Raw genomic sequence first — 15,820 nt, 5'->3', positions numbered from 1 at the left:
ACTCAGAGCCATTTCTTATACTTAGTTGGCTAGTTTTGTCCTAGCCTATTACTTCTATCTTATTAATGATTTGAAATTATTTTGCGCTGACTAGAATCTTAGATTGGCTCTTGTCATTTAGTAATAATTCAAATCCATCTTCAACAATATTATCTAAATTGATCTTATTTGTAATAATTTTTTCTGCTGGAACTTGTCCGCTTGCAATTAAATCAATTACCTTATCGTAGTTGTGTGCATACGCTAAGCTTGATACAACTTTTGCTTCCTTAACGAGCGCTTGGAATGTAGGTAATTTTGGATCTTCAGCAAAGATTGCCACTAGACAAACTGTTCCAGTGATTTTTACCGCTTGCATACATGTATCAAATGTAGCTTGTACACCCGCACACTCAATTGCTACGTCTACACCAGTGTTATTTGTATCTTTCATAATTCGTTCTACAACGTCTACTTCTGTCGGATTTAATGTTGTTGCAAATCCGAAACTATCTGCTAGTGCTAAACGCTCTTTAGAAACATCAGTAATATAAACAGAAGTCGCACCAGCTGCACGTGCACATAATGCTGTTAATAGTCCAATTGGGCCTGCACCTGTAATTAATACTTTATCACCTGATTTAACTCCACCTACTTCAACACCTCTATGTGTAACTGCAGTTGGCTCAACAAGTGCTGCTTGCTCAAGTGTCATATTTTCAGGAATTCGATAAACATGTTTTTGATCTAATACACAATATTCTGCAAAACCACCATCATCAGATAAACCAATAAAGGCAGCACCGCTATTGCGGCAAATATGGTAATTTCCTTCACGACACTCTTTACATTTTTCACAGCGTAGGTTTGGCTCTACACAAACACGATCGCCAACCTTAAGGTCTGTGACATTACTTCCTACTTCAGTAATCGTCCCACTGAATTCATGACCTAATGTTAAAGGCATTTTTCGGTTTGATAATGGGTGAACTTCATTTGTTGGTAATAGACCCTCTGGTTGTGAATAAGCATGTAAATCAGAACCACAAATACCAGCCCAAGCTACTTCAATTTTTACATCATTTTCACCTACTGCTTTAACCGCTACATCTTCAACTCGAACATCTTTTGCTCCGTAAATAATAGCTGCTTTCATTTCATACACTCTCCCAATTATGTAGTCTATTATTATTAGATAATGTTTGTGTTATTCACTAATTAACAAATTAGTTAATTAGTGAATAACTTCACAAACATTATGAATATATAATACCATTAATTTATTAAAATATCAAAATTAACTTTGCATTTTGTCGATTCTTTTGTGACTTATTTGTGAATGTAAAAAAACCAGTCATCACGACTGGTTTAATTACATATTTCACTTTTTACATAGGGCTATTCCGATCGGAAAATATTGATTTATTTTATACTCGGCAGGTACAATTAATCCACCTTTTTGATTAAAGAATTCAACTGATTGATAGTCAAAACCATCAAATAAATGCTTAAATTCATCAACAGTAAATTGATGGACATGGAAAGGCTCTCCTGACGGTTTATTGCGCCCTTCTCCAAATGGTGTTGATAAAATTAAACTCCCACCTGGTTTTAGTAATTGATAAATATTTGATAAAAATTGTTTCTCTTCTCGAATGTGCTCAATTGTCTCAAAGCTTAAAACCCAATCAAATTGACCTAATTGGTCTGGCAACTTAGGATCGGCTACATCGCCTTGAATGAATTTTGACAATGGATGGTAGTAGCGATATTGCGCATAGGCTAGTGCATCTGGATTTATATCTACTCCAATAATCGAGTCGATTTTCCCTTTACATGATTTAGCAAGCATATGCGTGCCAAAACCACTTCCACAAGCAAAGTCCAGCACTCTCCCCTCAACAAAGGCTGTTGCAAGCTGATAACGTGCAACATGCTCAATTAATAGCTGATTGGTTGGTTCCATTTTATCAGGAATCACGCGTTCACCAGTATCTTCTAACAACTTGTTTCACCACTTTCGTCTTTACGCTCCTTCGAGCATGTCTCGTCTTTTGTAACCAATGAAGCCTATCATCATCATTACTATACCTAATACTGTTAATGTGATAAAAATGGCTATATCAAAGTCCTCCATTGGTATCATCGGTATCCAGCTTTGGATCGCTGTTTTCAAAAACCAATTCGGTAAATCTAAAATACCCGCAAAATAATTTAACATAAAAGAATAGCAAAGGTAAACATAAATAATCTTCCCAGCTCTCGGAATCCAACCTAGTGTAAATGCAGCAAGACCAATAAAGAATAACATTGATGGCAAATGATTAAACCCAGCCGTTAAAAATGTAGCAATGTCGATCGACGCACTTTCTCCCATAGCTACAATTGCCGATCCACCTAAGCTCAGTGTAGATAATAATATTCCGACTAAACCTGAAAATATTGCTATCCAAATACTCGTCCAATACAACTCTCTTCTCGTCATCTTAGTTGCAAGAAGTTGATTGATATGTGATCGAGTTTCTTCAACATATAGTTTATTGACTATTGCAATTGGTAAAATGATTACTAAACTAGTCATGACCATCATAATAGTCCCTGTAAATGATTCTTCAATTGAGACACCTGCATGTAAAAACATGCGCTCGACTAGTTCATTACTTGATAAAAATGTTTGCATATCACCATAAATAGACCCATAAGCAAGCCCTATGACTGAAAAGCCAACTAACCAGCTCATTATTGTCCCTCTGTTTAGTCTAATAAATAGACCTGGAACAGATAATAATGACTTTTTAGCGCTTGCTCTTCCTTCTCTAACCGGCAAATAACCTGAGCCCATATCACGAGCGCCTTCTAACATAAACGCTATGATAACCATTAATAAACATAAACCTAATGAAAAAATCAAATATACCCAATTGTTCTCTGTATAAGGATAAGTTAAATAGTGCCACCCCATGGGATTTAACTTAGATAGATTTACATTTGAGCTATCTGTCCCTGCACGCACAATATATAACAATCCAATTATTCCAAGAGAAGCACCAGTTGCTCCTGATGATGTGGGCATGATTTGCGCCATGAATAATGCGATCACAGCACATAGAACACCAGCCATCCCTACTGATGCTCCAAACAAAAATGAACCTTGGACAGTGATCGTTTCCGTTCCGTAACTAATCATTATGATCCCAATTAAAAATGCGATCAAAAGATTTATCATGACAGTTTGAATCAAGACAGCTAAAGAATTAGCTTGACGACCAATTTGAAATGAGCGAACTAATTCAGTTAGACCAAGCTCCTCTTCTTTACGTGTATGACCAACTACATGCAGAATAGAGACAATCATGGCAAACAAACCACAAAATAACAACATTTCGTGAGCGTACATTGCTCCTAGTGTATAATCCAATGCAGAATCGATTGGTGTTGGACCGACCATTGCTGTCATAGCAGGATTTTGCATCGTTTCAAATAAACCTATCGCACCATCACCTTTTGCGATTTCTTCAAAAGCAGGAATAAAACCAGCTGAGAATAGTGTAATGCCTAGTACCCAGATCATTGTCTTTTTCCAATCACGCTTTAGGTACTGTCTAAATAATATACCCCAACGTGCAAATTTCTCCTTCACGTCATTACCTCCAATCTATTATTTACCTTGATAATGCCTCATAAACAAATCCTCAAGCGTAGGTGGAACGACCTCAAGCTTTTTAACTCCTAATTCAACCGCCTTCGTTAAAATACCATCTAGATATTGATGATCAGCAGAAAATGTTACTTGATTATCTATTTGTTTTAAGTCAAATACACCATTTACTTCAGCCATTTCAGCTACATTACCTTTTGTGATTAATGTAACCGTTGATCGCGTTAAATGGCGTAATTCTTCTAAACTTCCAGATTCAACAATTTCACCTTGTCTAATAATAACAACCTTATCAGCTAAACGTTCTACCTCACTTAATACATGAGATGACAACAATATTGACTTACCTGCTCGCTTTAATTTTTCAACCTCTTCTTGAAAAATCGCCTCCATTAGTGGATCTAGACCGGAAGTAGGCTCATCAAAAATATATACATCTGAATTTACAGATAATGCTGAAATCAAACCAACCTTTTGGCGATTTCCTTTTGAATAACCTTTAGCCTTTTTCTTTGGATCTAATTCAAAACGTTCTATTAATTGATCACGTTTTTGCTTATCTCCACCACCATGTAACTTAATAAATAAATCAATAATTTCGCCACCAGTTAAGTTGCCCCATAAAGTCACATCCCCAGGTACATAGGAAATCCGTTTGTGAATCTCGAAGCTGTCTTTCCAAACATCTTTACCGAAAATCTCTGCCTGACCACCATCACGTTTAATGATGCCTAATAAAATCCGAATTGTGGTCGTTTTACCAGCCCCATTTGGACCGATAAAGCCGACTACCTCACCTGGTTCCACAGTAAATGAAACATCTTTTAAGGCTTGGGTCTTGCCGAAGTTTTTTTGCAAGCCTAGCACTTTGATCATTTCCGTCATAGCATGAGCACCTCTTTTTAGTTTTTTTAATAAAAATTAACCTTTCATCTGAGATTAAATAAAAAAACTCTAATCAAATACGACTAGAGTAAATTCTTCTTATATCATAACATTTTCTAATATCAATTTGCTTTAATATACAAGAATGATCATTGAATATCACTAACACTAATTAAAAACAAACAAACTAAAAGTAGAATAAAGTAGCCGATTGACCAATAACCATTAATTATATAGTGCTTACTTTCTTTTTCATATTTGTACTCCATATATGTTCTGAACAATTCAAATGCAGATGAATATGCAAAGAAAAAAATATATACTGCTAGATAGTTTAGGAAAAGACCAATAAAAATAATTGAAACACAAAATACGATGAAACCAATCAATTCAATACGTTTTTGCAGAGGAGTTTGATGACGATAAACAAATAAGGTCGTCATAATACCGTATTTTCTCCGAACGATTAAATGACCAATTAATAATAAAGGCACAATGATTAATATTAACTCAAACACCCTAAACCTCCTCAAGTTATTTCTTACAAAAAAACCCATTACCTTAAATAAAATATAACATTACTGAATAGTGTCGTCAATGCGGAGTGAGAAATAATGAGGCTATATAAATAGTTAATCCTGCACCTTGTACTTTTTATGTATTTACGATACCTTTAAGAAGTACTCTTATAAATAGTATGACAATAGCAAACTAGCTTTTCTAGTTTATATCAGTTCGCTAAGGAGCTTATTATGAATCATTTAATCTTTCAACAGGGCATTAGCTTAGCCTTTCCTATATTAATCATATATATCATTAATAAATTATTTCGTAAAAGTTTTAAGTCGATTGATAAAGAAATTATTAATATCCTCATGTTAATCTATACGACTGCACTAAGTTACTTTATCTGGTTTCAACCAGTTGCTGTATTAGATCAGCAACCCTATAATTTCACACTCTTTTCAACGATTGTGTTTTATTATAACCATATAAAAATGGATTACCTTTCATTAAATAATATCATCATCAATTTGTTGGGAAATCTATTAATTACAACACCTATTGGCATCTGGTTTAGCTACAAAGGCTTTAGTAAGAAGCTAGCATTACCGCTTGCTTTAGTCATTCCAGTATTATTTGAGTTAGGTCAGTTTATCTTGCATCAGTTAAATTATGCAACAAGAATTGTCGATATTGATGATTGGCTTTTAAATTCACTCGGTATTTTACTTGCCTATTGGCTGGCACAATCAATTAAAACAAAGCACAATTAATCATTTCAAAAGCCAATCTAATTCATATAGATTGGCTTTCTTTGGATGGATAACTGTACTTAATATCATCTAATTTTATTGACTGTCTATACAGTAAACTCTCCAATTAATTGATTTAGTTGTTTCACTAGTCCTGCAAGGTCTGATGAACTTGTCGATATTTCTTCCATTGAGCTTGTCATTTCTTCTGCAGATGCAGAGGTTTCTTCAATCCCTGCTGCGGATTGTTCCGAAATAGAGGCGACTTCTTCGACCGATCCAGATAATGTTTGGCTTGTCATTAAAATATTTGTCAGTTGCTCATTAATTTGTTGAATATTGTTTGTTGTATTAATTACTGCTCGTCCGATACTATTAAAAGTTTTTCCTGTCTCTTCAATCATCTCTGTTCCTTGTTGGACTTCCTGATAACTATTTTCTAGCGACGATTTAACTGATTCAGACTCAACTTGTATCATTGTTGTAATTTCCGTAATTTCTTGAATCGAGCTTCTAACCTGTTCAGCAAGTTTTCTTACTTCATCAGCAACAACGGCAAACCCTTGACCATGCTCACCCGCACGTGCTGCCTCAATTGATGCATTTAATGCTAGTAAATTTGTTTGTTCAGCGATATCTTGAATAACCGATACAATATTTGAAATTTCCCTTGATTGATTATTTAAATGAACAACTTTTCCTACCGAATCTTTTACAATCGAGTCAATCGTGCGCATTTTACCTACGGACTCCTCCATTAAGTCAACACCATTAACCGACAGATCTCGTGCAGCTTGTGACTCACTTGTTACAGTTTCACCTAATTGTTGAGCATTAGAGACTGCTAAAACAAATGTATTCATGCCACTTGATAAGTCTGATGCATGAGATGCTTGCGTCTCTGAACCAGATGCTAATTCCTGCATCGTGTAAGAAATTTGCTCAACACCTTCAGATACCTCTGTTGTCGTCTGATTTAAGGCTACACTATGATTATTTACTGTTGTAGCTACTTCGTGTATTTGTTTAACTAATTCTCTCATATTTGAAGCAGCTTGCTGAACCGCTTGATTTAACTGGCCAATCTCATCACGCCGAGTAATAGTATCCACTTCAAATGAGAGATCACCCTTAGCAAATTTCAGCATCCGTTCTGTTATATGTCTTATTGGACCTGAAATCACTCGTGTCGTTATAATTGCTGTCACTATCCCAATAATTATAATCATAACCGATACAATTGAACTGGCGGATAAAGTCAGAGCCCCTGCACGTGAAATTTGATTACTTAACATGAGGATCTGTTCTTCTCGATAGCGAACTAATTCTTCAAATTCATCTATTAAACCAATACTCAATGGCAGAATTTGTTCTTCCAATATTCTTAATGCTTCAGTTTCTTTACCTTCATTATACAATCTGAAAAATTGATCCGTCAGTAATCCCCATCGTGTTTTTTGTTCTATTGCCGTCATCAATAGATCTGATGAACTATTTGCTAATGCCTCTTCTTCTAAGGCAATACTTTCGGGTGTTCCATCAACAAAAGAAGCATAATATGATTCATTACCTGTTAGTGCATATGCTTGTAATAAATTTGTTCGCTCTAGCATATTAGTAGATAATTTCTCATTTAACATTAATAATTTCATTTCTTGTTCAGTCAACTCATCAGTATTGTTATTAATATGATTAACAGACATAATATTAACAACAGTTAAAGCAACAACTAAGAAAATAATTACCCCAAACCCTAATACCAATCTCGTCCCAATTCGTTTGAAATTACTAAATTTCCGCATTTATAAGTGCTCCCTTCGTTACAGGTTTCTCCACTTGCGCTAATTTGCTCATCATATATTAGTGTCTGTCAATTACTAAAGCTAAAAATGATTCAATTGTTGTTTAATTACATATTTTTATTCAAGATCTTTGGATGAATTATTTTGATAAATATCCTCCGCACGATGAAAGCCATCAGCGATAACTGTTTCTTCGATGTTGTCCTTGGTAACAGCGATTGGCGTTAATAACACCGTTGGTACGTCTTTCTTCCCATTATTAATCGTTCGATCTGTTTCAATTTCTTCTCCTTTAGCCATCCGAACCGCAATGTCTGCAGCTTGGCTGGCTAAATCTTTTATTGATTTATATACAGTCATTGCTTGATCACCTGAAATAATACGATGCAATCCAAGTAATTCTGCATCTTGTCCAACTATTGGCACCTGTCCTGATAAACCATATTCAACCAACGCTTCGTGGACAGCCCCTGCAGTAGCATCGTTTGCTGCAATGACTGCATCAATTTGATTGTGATTAGCCTCTAATGCTGCCATCATATTATTTTTCGCATTTACCGTTAACCAGCCGTCTGTCCATTGATCGTATACAACTGTAATATCCCCTTGCGCAATATACGGTTGCAAAACACTATAGACACCGTTTCTCATTAAGTGCGCATTATTATCCGTTGCTGGGCCGCCGATATAAACATAATTTCCTTTTGGAACTAGCTCTACCATCGTTTCAGCTTGTAAAATACCAATTTTCTCGTTATCAAAAGATATATACAAATCAATATTTGCATTTTTTACTAAGCGATCATAAGAAATCACTGGAATTTCAGCCATCTGCGCTTTACCTACAATTGTCGCGGCGGCCTCAGCATTATGAGGAACGAGGACTAAAAGATCAATTCCCTGACTAATTAATGTTTCAGCTTGTGATATTTGAAGCGCATCATTACCGTTGGCAGTTTTCACTTCAATTTTAGCACCTAGTGCTTCAATAGCTTCTACAAACATATCTCGATCTTTTTCCCAGCGCTCTTCTTCTAAAGTATCCATTGATAAGCCAATTTTCAGGCGCTCATTTCCTTCATTCTCGTGATTTTCATCGTCCGCTTCTACTATGTTTGTTTGTTGATTTGCTTGATCTTGTTCCTCGCTTGATGGCGTACAACCAATAAACCAAGTACAACATAACAATATGATGATCATTACATGACGGTTTTTCACTAACATCAGCCGATTCCTCCATTAGGTACCGTAATTATTCATACTTAACTATTAATCCGAACGTCGCTTTTTCCGATAAGTCATTGGTGATACTTCTGTCAGTTTTTTAAATACTTTACTAAAATAATTCGGATCACGATAACCAACTTCTAATGCAATTTCTTTAATGCTTTTCTCACTCGTTTGGATTAGCGCTTTAGCTTTATCGATCCGACACTCTGTCAAAAAATCAATATAGTTCATGCCTAATTTTTCTTTAAACATTTTACTTATATAAATCGTACTAAGATCAAATCGTTCTGATAAAAATTCCAATGAGATATCTTCGTGTGAATGGTCAATAATATACTTTTTCATTTGCTTAATGCTATCTACTTCCAATTGCTGATGATAGTCAACATATTTCTGCTTAAGTCGATTAAAGAATAACCGAATTTCTTCAATAAAAGCTGGATAGTCTTGGCTATGAACTTTAATAGCTTCCCACTTGATTTTAAGATTCATCTCGTCTAAGATTCGGCCAATTATCCAAATTAATTCTAGGATTCGGCCTTGAGTCACTCTAAGTGGTGTCGATTCTTTTTGATAACATTGAATTAAATTAATACACGTTTCTAAAATTTTATCCCATTCTCCTAATCGAACTTGGTCAAAGAAATACTTGTGACGGTACTTTTCAAATTGTTGATCACAACCATTTGCACCGATTGGGATATCTTGATAAAAACGGAAGTGATCTGATCTGTCCATATCAATTAGTGCAATGAGAGCTTCATGATACGACGATTGAATTTGATCTAATGAATCATAAGGATTACCGATCCCAATTATCCAACCTTGACCAACTGTCTGTCGATTCTTTTTGAATGTCCGACGAATAAGTTCAGTCGCTTGGCTTCTAAATGATTGTGTTTGATCACGAAAGACTATTACCGGGAACTGCCTACCATATAAAGCACCAATTAACACATTGCCATCTTTACGCATGAGATTAACTAATGCAGGATATTGACTCTCAAAACCTTCTGGAAGTAATACAACAAACGCAAATACTTGTTTTGTAGGTTTAATTTCTAGTATTTCTAACGCCATATCAATGTGAACATCATGGACATGATCAAATAATAACTGAGTAACTATATCTGTTTCGATCACGCGTTTTGTTTTCTCAAAATAATGATTTTGCTTCAATTGCTTTGCTTTCATAGCATTTTCTTGCTTAATTTGCTCAATTACTTGCCCAACGATAGATATAATCTCATTAATCTTACTTGGCTTTAAAATGTAATCTTTAACGCCCAATCTTATCGCTTCTTTGGCATAAGCAAATGTATCATATGCTGTTACCATAATAAATTTAGGTTGTTTCGGTTGCTTTTTTATATGTTTAATAGCTTCTAATCCATCCATTCCAGGCATTTTAATATCCATTAACACAAGATCTGGCTCAAATGTCTTGGCGTATTCTACTGCCAATCTCCCATTCCTCGCTTCTTTAATCTCAATATTTGAAAATGCCTGTTCAAGCGTCACTTGCATACTCTTACGTTCAATTTCTTCATCATCAACAATTAGTAGTTTAAACATTTCGGGTACCCCCTTTTTGTTTAGGAAGAATTAAACTTACTTTAGTTCCACGATTTATTTGGCTGTCAATTGTGACTAAATTATTTGAGCCATAAAATATACGAAGTCGTTTTATGACATTGGTGAAGCCGATTCCGGTTGAGTGACCTTCTTTTGGGATGAGCAGTCCTTCGATTAACTCTATCTTTTTCTCTTCTGTCATCCCGGGTCCATCATCTTCAATCTCAATAAGAACATGATCCTCTAAATCACTCACTCTAAACATAATCTTGCCGCCTGATTCTCGTGGTTCAATCGCATGAATTACTGCATTCTCGATAATCGGCTGTAATGTTAATGCTGGCATATCAAGACCTAAAAGATCAAAATCAATTGATTCCGTAAACTGCAATCGATCAGTAAGTAGAGCTTTTTGAATATCAATGTAATGCCTCAATACTGTTACCTCATCATATAATGTGACCGAACGATCTAATTGTTTGAGGTTGTAACGCAGTAGCCCAGCAACATCAACTAGTAAGTCACTTGTTTCTATTGATCCTTCTAAGTAAGCTTTCTTTGAGATCGTGTTCAATGTATTAAAAAGAAAGTGTGGATTTATTTGACTTTGTAAGCTACGAAGCTGACTTTCTTGCAATAGTAATTTACTTTCTTGAAGTTCCTTTTCTAGTTGTGCTTTTAATTGAATTTCTGAAATCAAGTTATTAATATTTAATCGCATACGATTAAATGTTTTTGCCAAAAACGCCATCTCGTCATTTGAATCAACATGTACTTCTGTATCAAAATGCCCTTGAGAAAGTTGATTGGCTGCTTCTGTCAACTGATAAATGGGGCGTGTAATACTACGTGCTATTAGATAAGTTAAGACAATTAAAATAAAACTTAAAAATAAAAACAGCCAAACTCCTAGTTGATTAATATTCACAGATTGCTCGATAATATGGCGATAAAAGCTATCGTACGTTTTTAATTCTTTATCTACCAGCGCTAACGTTGTATCAGAGATATAATTAGCAATTCGAGTTGCATCATTAAATTCATTAGCTGCCGCTTCTGTATCCTCTTGTAAATGTAGACTGATTGACCGATCAACGGTTTCTATTAAGCTATCTGTTAAATGAACATAATTTACAATCTCAAACTCATTTTCCTGATAACCTAACGACCAAACGTCAGCTTCCTTCTCTCGAAGACTATCCTTAATTTGATCAATCTTCTGATATTGATCTGGATCGGATGTTGATAAATACAGATTTAAATCTGTAATTAACTGTTGACTAGCTACATTGACTTCATTTAGCAGCAAATATCGTTGTAAGATTTCATTATATTGTTCTTGCGTTTGGCGATTATAAATCGTAAATGAAAACCAAATCACCAACATCATCACGACTGTCACAGAGGTTAATATTAGTATTTTTCGTCTAACACTATTCATCGAAATCAGTCGCTTTCACAAGTTCTATTTCTGTTAAATAGCCATCAAAGTCAAGTGGAACTGTCTCTCCATTTAACCATTCAATAACGAGTTGGACGCTCAAACGTCCCATCTCTTGAGGGGATTGCTTAATAACTGCATCTAGCTTACCGTCTATTAATAATTGTTCTAAATCATCATGATCATCAAATGTGTAAATAGCTAATGATTCAACCTGTCTTCTCCGGCTTATCTCTTCGACCATACCTGAAGCTATCGTTGATTTAATTGCAATAAACCCATCAACATCAGGATGCTGATTTAATAAATCTTGAGTTGTTGAAGTGATATCTTCCTTTTGATCAATCGTTTCAACAGGGACAATTGTAATCTCTGGATATTTTTTAAGTACCGATTCAATCCCTGCCTGCCGTTCTAATTGGTAAAAGTATTGCTCTTGATCATAAAACAATACAACTTTCCCTACCTCGCCCATATCTTCAACAAGTTGCTCAGCTAGCTTCACGCCTGATTCATAATGATTAGAACCAACGTAAGTACGACGCAAACTCTCTTCCATTGGGACATCTATTGCAATTGTTATGATAGGAATACTATAAAAAGCGGCTTTGATCTTAGTCAATTCTTTAAATTCATCTGTATCCAAACCTTGAATAATAATCCCATCAACCTTTGAATGAATTGCTAACTCAAGATTTTGCAAAAAGGCTTCTTCATTCGAGCCATAGTTACCGAGCACTTCAAGCATTGCCTGATCTTTTTCAGCTTGCTCCTTAGCACCTTCAATAACGGATTCCCAAAATGGTGTGTCTATATCTTGCGTAATGAGGACGAGGCGATACTTTTGATCTGCTTGATTAATTGGCAGAGGCTCTTGCCAATCTGAGCGAACAACTCGAGCCAAAGAGGTAATTGTAAAATAACCAAGAATAACAAAGAGAAAAATTATGAAAGCGATGACATTTTTACGCACCTAGATGACCTCCATCTATTAAATTAATCCCCCTGTTGGAGCTAATTATGCTTTATTGCAACATTTGAAAACTAGCACTTATTTTAAAAGTCTAGTAGGGTTAACTTCATCTTACCTTTTGGTTAACAAATCCGCAATACACTTCCATATATTAACACGACATTCACACGACTTTATCAAGCTATCAATTTAACTTGTAAAACGTAAAAAGGGACAGAATAAATGTTGTCCCTTTTCTCTCTTTATTTTCCTTTTTTACGTGTTAGTACGTCAAATATTACCGCACCAGCTAGAACACCACCTCTGATCATATACTGATAAGAGATGCCAACTCCTAATAAGTTCATACCATTTGTTAGTGATGCCATAACAATCGCACCGACAATTGCACCTGTTACTTTCCCAACACCACCAGCTGATGACACTCCACCAACATATGATGCGGCAATTGCATCTAGCTCAAACAGCATACCTGCTGTCGTCGTCGCTGATTGAAGACGAGCCGTATATAAAATACCCGATAAAGCAGCTAGCATTGACATTGAAGCCATGACAATATAAGTTACTTTTTTAACGTTAATTCCACTTAAGTGTGCTGCCTCTGCATTACTACCAACAGCATATATTTGACGACCTAATACTGTTTTCGTCGTAATAAAGTGATAAATAATTGTGACAATCAAGACAATAACAACTGTCCATGAAATACCATTATATCCGGCTAGAATCCAAGTAATGTAACCAATAATTAATGAAACAAATAGTAGTTTTAGAGCAAAAATACTTGGTGAAACTACTTCAAATGAGTATTTTAACTTATCATGTCTTGTTTTAAATTCACCATAAATGTAGAAGCAAATCCCGACTAATCCGACAATCAGTGTCAATAAGTGACGATCATTAACTAGGGTTATTGCTGGGATAAAACCATTTCCAAGAGCATTAAAACTTGCATTTTGAACAATGATCGTTCCTGTTCCTTCTGTAACCTGTAATAACGCACCTCGGAAGATTAACATACCAGCTAATGAAGCAACGAAAGCTGGAATACCAAGCTGTGCAATCAGTAAACCATTAAATAAACCAATGACAATCCCTAAGATTAAGATGATTGGGATCACAATATAAACAGGTACACCATGTCGCATCAATAGAATGGCTGCAATCGCTCCGAGAAAACCAGCGACATATCCAACAGATAAATCGATATGACGAATCACAATGACTAATGTCATTCCAACTGCTAACACTGCAATATAACCAGCTGAATCTAAAAGGTTACTAATATTTCTAGATGACATAAACATGCCATTTGTCATAAAATTAAAGGTAAGCATGATTACAAATAAAGCAATATACATCCCATAATCTCGAATATTTTCTTTTACTAATGTGCCTAATTCATTAAAAAATTTCATCCTTTAAACCTCCTCCTTGAGTCGCAAGCTCCATAATCTTTTCTTGATCAGCTTCTCCTTTAGCAAGCTCCCCTTTTATTTCTCCTTCTGCCATGACATAAATCCGATCACTCATCCCTAACACTTCACCTAACTCTGATGAAATAACAATAATGCTTAAGCCTTGTTTAATAAGTTCATTCATTACCGTATATATTTCAAATTTTGCACCAACGTCAATTCCTCGTGTTGGCTCATCCAAAATTAGTATTTCTGGTCCAGCAAATAACCATTTTGCTAATGAAACCTTTTGTTGATTTCCACCACTTAATTTTCCAACTAATTGTTCAATTGAAGAGGCTTTAATTTGAAGAGATTTTTTATATTGTTCGGCTACTTTTATTTCTTCATTATCATTGATGATGCCTTGATTTGAAATGCCTGATAGCTTAGCTATTGAAACATTATTCGTAATATTTTGTGCTAAAAACAAACCATTTTCTTTTCTATCTTCCGTTACATATGCAATCCCTTCGGCTATTGCGTCACTCGTATGTTTAAATTTTTTGACTTCGCCATTAATGAGTAGTTCGCCGCCCAATTTATATTGTGGTTGATTTCCAAAGATACTAAGGGCTAATTCTGTTCGACCCGAACCCATTAAACCAGCAATACCAACAATTTCTCCTTTGTTTAAATGAAGGTTTGCGTTTTTTACGACATAACGACCTAATTGTGAGTCATATGCCGACCAATTACGTATTTCTAAAACGCGTTCACCAATTTTCTTATCTGGAATTTCTGGATAAATCGCATTTAATTCACGGCCAACCATGTGCTTAATAATGGCTCGTTCTTCAATTTCACCTTTACTTGCATCTAGCGTACAAATCGTCTCTCCATCACGAAGGATTGTGGCTTTATCTGCAATGGCAACGACTTCCTTTAATTTGTGAGATATCATAATGCATGTTATCCCTTGATCTCTAAGTGCTTTGATTAGTTCTAAGAGGTTTTCACTATCATCTTCATTTAACGCTGCTGTTGGTTCATCTAAAATAAGTAATTTTACGTTTTTACTAATTGCCTTAGCTATTTCAACGAGCTGTTGCTTCCCAACACCTAAATCTTTAATTAATGTTTCAGGATTTACTTTTAAATTGACTTTCTCCAAGACTTCCTTTGCCTTGACGATCGTTTCATTCCAATTAATAATTCCACGGTCTTTTACTTCATTACCGATATAAATATTTTCATATACAGATAAATCAGGAAATAGTGCTAACTCTTGATATATAATGGCAATTCCAGCATCAACACTGTCACTAATTTTATTAAACTGTTGAACCTTACCTTCGTAGACAATATCTCCTTCATAATTACCATATGGGTAGACACCACTTAATACTTTCATTAACGTTGATTTCCCAGCACCGTTTTCACCGACTAAACAATGAATTTCTCCTTTCTCAACTTTGAAATTCACCTCACTTAATGCTTTAACGCCTGGAAATGATTTGCTAATATTGTGCATTTCAAGAATATATTTAGACACTTTCTCACCCACCTTTGACACTTTATTAAAAGGGCGAAATAGTGGCTATTGATGACCACTATTCCGCAT

The 15,820-nt window shown here is 35.2% G+C and carries 13 protein-coding genes; 1 reads left to right on the top strand and 12 read right to left on the bottom strand.

The window, feature by feature from the left end:
- Window positions 1-76: 76 nt before the first annotated feature.
- The 5 genes from AXY_RS02275 to AXY_RS02255 form a co-directional block, all read right to left on the bottom strand.
- Window positions 77-1,135, bottom strand: a complete 1,059-nt coding sequence (locus tag AXY_RS02275; RefSeq protein ID WP_015009158.1) for a 2,3-butanediol dehydrogenase — start codon at window positions 1,133-1,135, stop codon at window positions 77-79.
- Window positions 1,136-1,360: 225 nt separating this feature from the next.
- Window positions 1,361-1,984 carry a class I SAM-dependent methyltransferase gene (locus AXY_RS02270; protein WP_015009157.1) on the bottom strand — a complete coding sequence of 208 codons (624 nt, stop codon included), beginning with the start codon at window positions 1,982-1,984 and terminating at the stop codon, window positions 1,361-1,363.
- 21 nt (window positions 1,985-2,005) lie between these two features.
- A complete protein-coding gene (locus AXY_RS02265; RefSeq protein ID WP_015009156.1) occupies window positions 2,006-3,619 on the bottom strand; it encodes an ABC transporter permease in 1,614 nt (537 codons plus the stop codon).
- Window positions 3,620-3,637: 18 nt separating this feature from the next.
- On the bottom strand, window positions 3,638-4,522 hold the full coding sequence (locus AXY_RS02260) for an ABC transporter ATP-binding protein (protein ID WP_015009155.1): 885 nt from the start codon (window positions 4,520-4,522) through the stop codon (window positions 3,638-3,640).
- 149 nt (window positions 4,523-4,671) lie between these two features.
- The gene (locus AXY_RS02255) at window positions 4,672-5,040 is read right to left on the bottom strand and encodes a DUF4181 domain-containing protein (protein ID WP_041450076.1); all 369 of its coding nucleotides are present in this window, start codon (window positions 5,038-5,040) and stop codon (window positions 4,672-4,674) included.
- Window positions 5,041-5,274: 234 nt separating this feature from the next.
- Here AXY_RS02255 and AXY_RS02250 point away from each other — a divergent pair, with 234 nt between their 5' ends.
- Entirely contained in the window at window positions 5,275-5,799 is a 525-nt protein-coding gene (locus AXY_RS02250; protein WP_015009153.1) for a VanZ family protein, read from the top strand.
- A gap of 86 nt (window positions 5,800-5,885) precedes the next feature.
- Here the strand turns inward: AXY_RS02250 and AXY_RS02245 are convergent, their stop codons facing one another.
- The 7 genes from AXY_RS02245 to AXY_RS02215 all read right to left on the bottom strand — a co-directional run bounded on the left by AXY_RS02245 (window position 5,886) and on the right by AXY_RS02215 (window position 15,751).
- A complete protein-coding gene (locus tag AXY_RS02245) occupies window positions 5,886-7,580 on the bottom strand; it encodes a methyl-accepting chemotaxis protein (RefSeq protein ID WP_015009152.1) in 1,695 nt (564 codons plus the stop codon).
- Between the two features lie 117 nt (window positions 7,581-7,697).
- Window positions 7,698-8,804 (bottom strand): sugar ABC transporter substrate-binding protein, encoded by a 1,107-nt coding sequence (locus AXY_RS02240; RefSeq protein WP_015009151.1) that lies wholly within the window; start codon window positions 8,802-8,804, stop codon window positions 7,698-7,700.
- 45 nt (window positions 8,805-8,849) lie between these two features.
- Entirely contained in the window at window positions 8,850-10,385 is a 1,536-nt protein-coding gene (locus tag AXY_RS02235) for a response regulator (protein WP_015009150.1), read from the bottom strand.
- Entirely contained in the window at window positions 10,378-11,826 is a 1,449-nt protein-coding gene (locus AXY_RS02230) for a sensor histidine kinase (protein ID WP_015009149.1), read from the bottom strand. The genes AXY_RS02235 and AXY_RS02230 overlap by 8 nt, the downstream gene beginning before the upstream one ends.
- Complete coding sequence (locus tag AXY_RS02225) at window positions 11,819-12,799, bottom strand: sugar ABC transporter substrate-binding protein (protein ID WP_015009148.1); 981 nt, start codon at window positions 12,797-12,799, stop codon at window positions 11,819-11,821. The genes AXY_RS02230 and AXY_RS02225 overlap by 8 nt, the downstream gene beginning before the upstream one ends.
- 242 nt (window positions 12,800-13,041) lie before the next feature.
- On the bottom strand, window positions 13,042-14,217 hold the full coding sequence (locus tag AXY_RS02220; protein ID WP_015009147.1) for a sugar ABC transporter permease: 1,176 nt from the start codon (window positions 14,215-14,217) through the stop codon (window positions 13,042-13,044).
- Complete coding sequence (locus AXY_RS02215; RefSeq protein WP_015009146.1) at window positions 14,204-15,751, bottom strand: sugar ABC transporter ATP-binding protein; 1,548 nt, start codon at window positions 15,749-15,751, stop codon at window positions 14,204-14,206. Before AXY_RS02215 ends, AXY_RS02220 begins: the two co-directional genes overlap by 14 nt.
- Window positions 15,752-15,820: the final 69 nt, after the last annotated feature.

The sequence above is a fragment of the Amphibacillus xylanus NBRC 15112 genome (assembly GCF_000307165.1).
Classification (GTDB): Bacteria; Bacillota; Bacilli; order Bacillales; family Amphibacillaceae; genus Amphibacillus; species Amphibacillus xylanus.
This window is presented reverse-complemented; position numbering and strand designations above follow the sequence as displayed.

Bases quoted from the DNA above. Each gene is read 5' to 3' on its own strand.
- AXY_RS02275 (WP_015009158.1), bottom strand. From the start codon at position 1,135: ATGAAAGCAGCTATTATTTACGGAGCAAAAGATGTTCGAGTTGAAGAT.
- AXY_RS02260 (WP_015009155.1), bottom strand. From the start codon at position 4,522: ATGACGGAAATGATCAAAGTGCTAGGCTTGCAAAAAAACTTCGGCAAG.
- AXY_RS02250 (WP_015009153.1), top strand. From the start codon at position 5,275: ATGAATCATTTAATCTTTCAACAGGGCATTAGCTTAGCCTTTCCTATA.
- AXY_RS02245 (WP_015009152.1), bottom strand. From the start codon at position 7,580: ATGCGGAAATTTAGTAATTTCAAACGAATTGGGACGAGATTGGTATTA.
- AXY_RS02240 (WP_015009151.1), bottom strand. From the start codon at position 8,804: ATGTTAGTGAAAAACCGTCATGTAATGATCATCATATTGTTATGTTGT.
- AXY_RS02235 (WP_015009150.1), bottom strand. From the start codon at position 10,385: ATGTTTAAACTACTAATTGTTGATGATGAAGAAATTGAACGTAAGAGT.
- AXY_RS02230 (WP_015009149.1), bottom strand. From the start codon at position 11,826: ATGAATAGTGTTAGACGAAAAATACTAATATTAACCTCTGTGACAGTC.
- AXY_RS02220 (WP_015009147.1), bottom strand. From the start codon at position 14,217: ATGAAATTTTTTAATGAATTAGGCACATTAGTAAAAGAAAATATTCGA.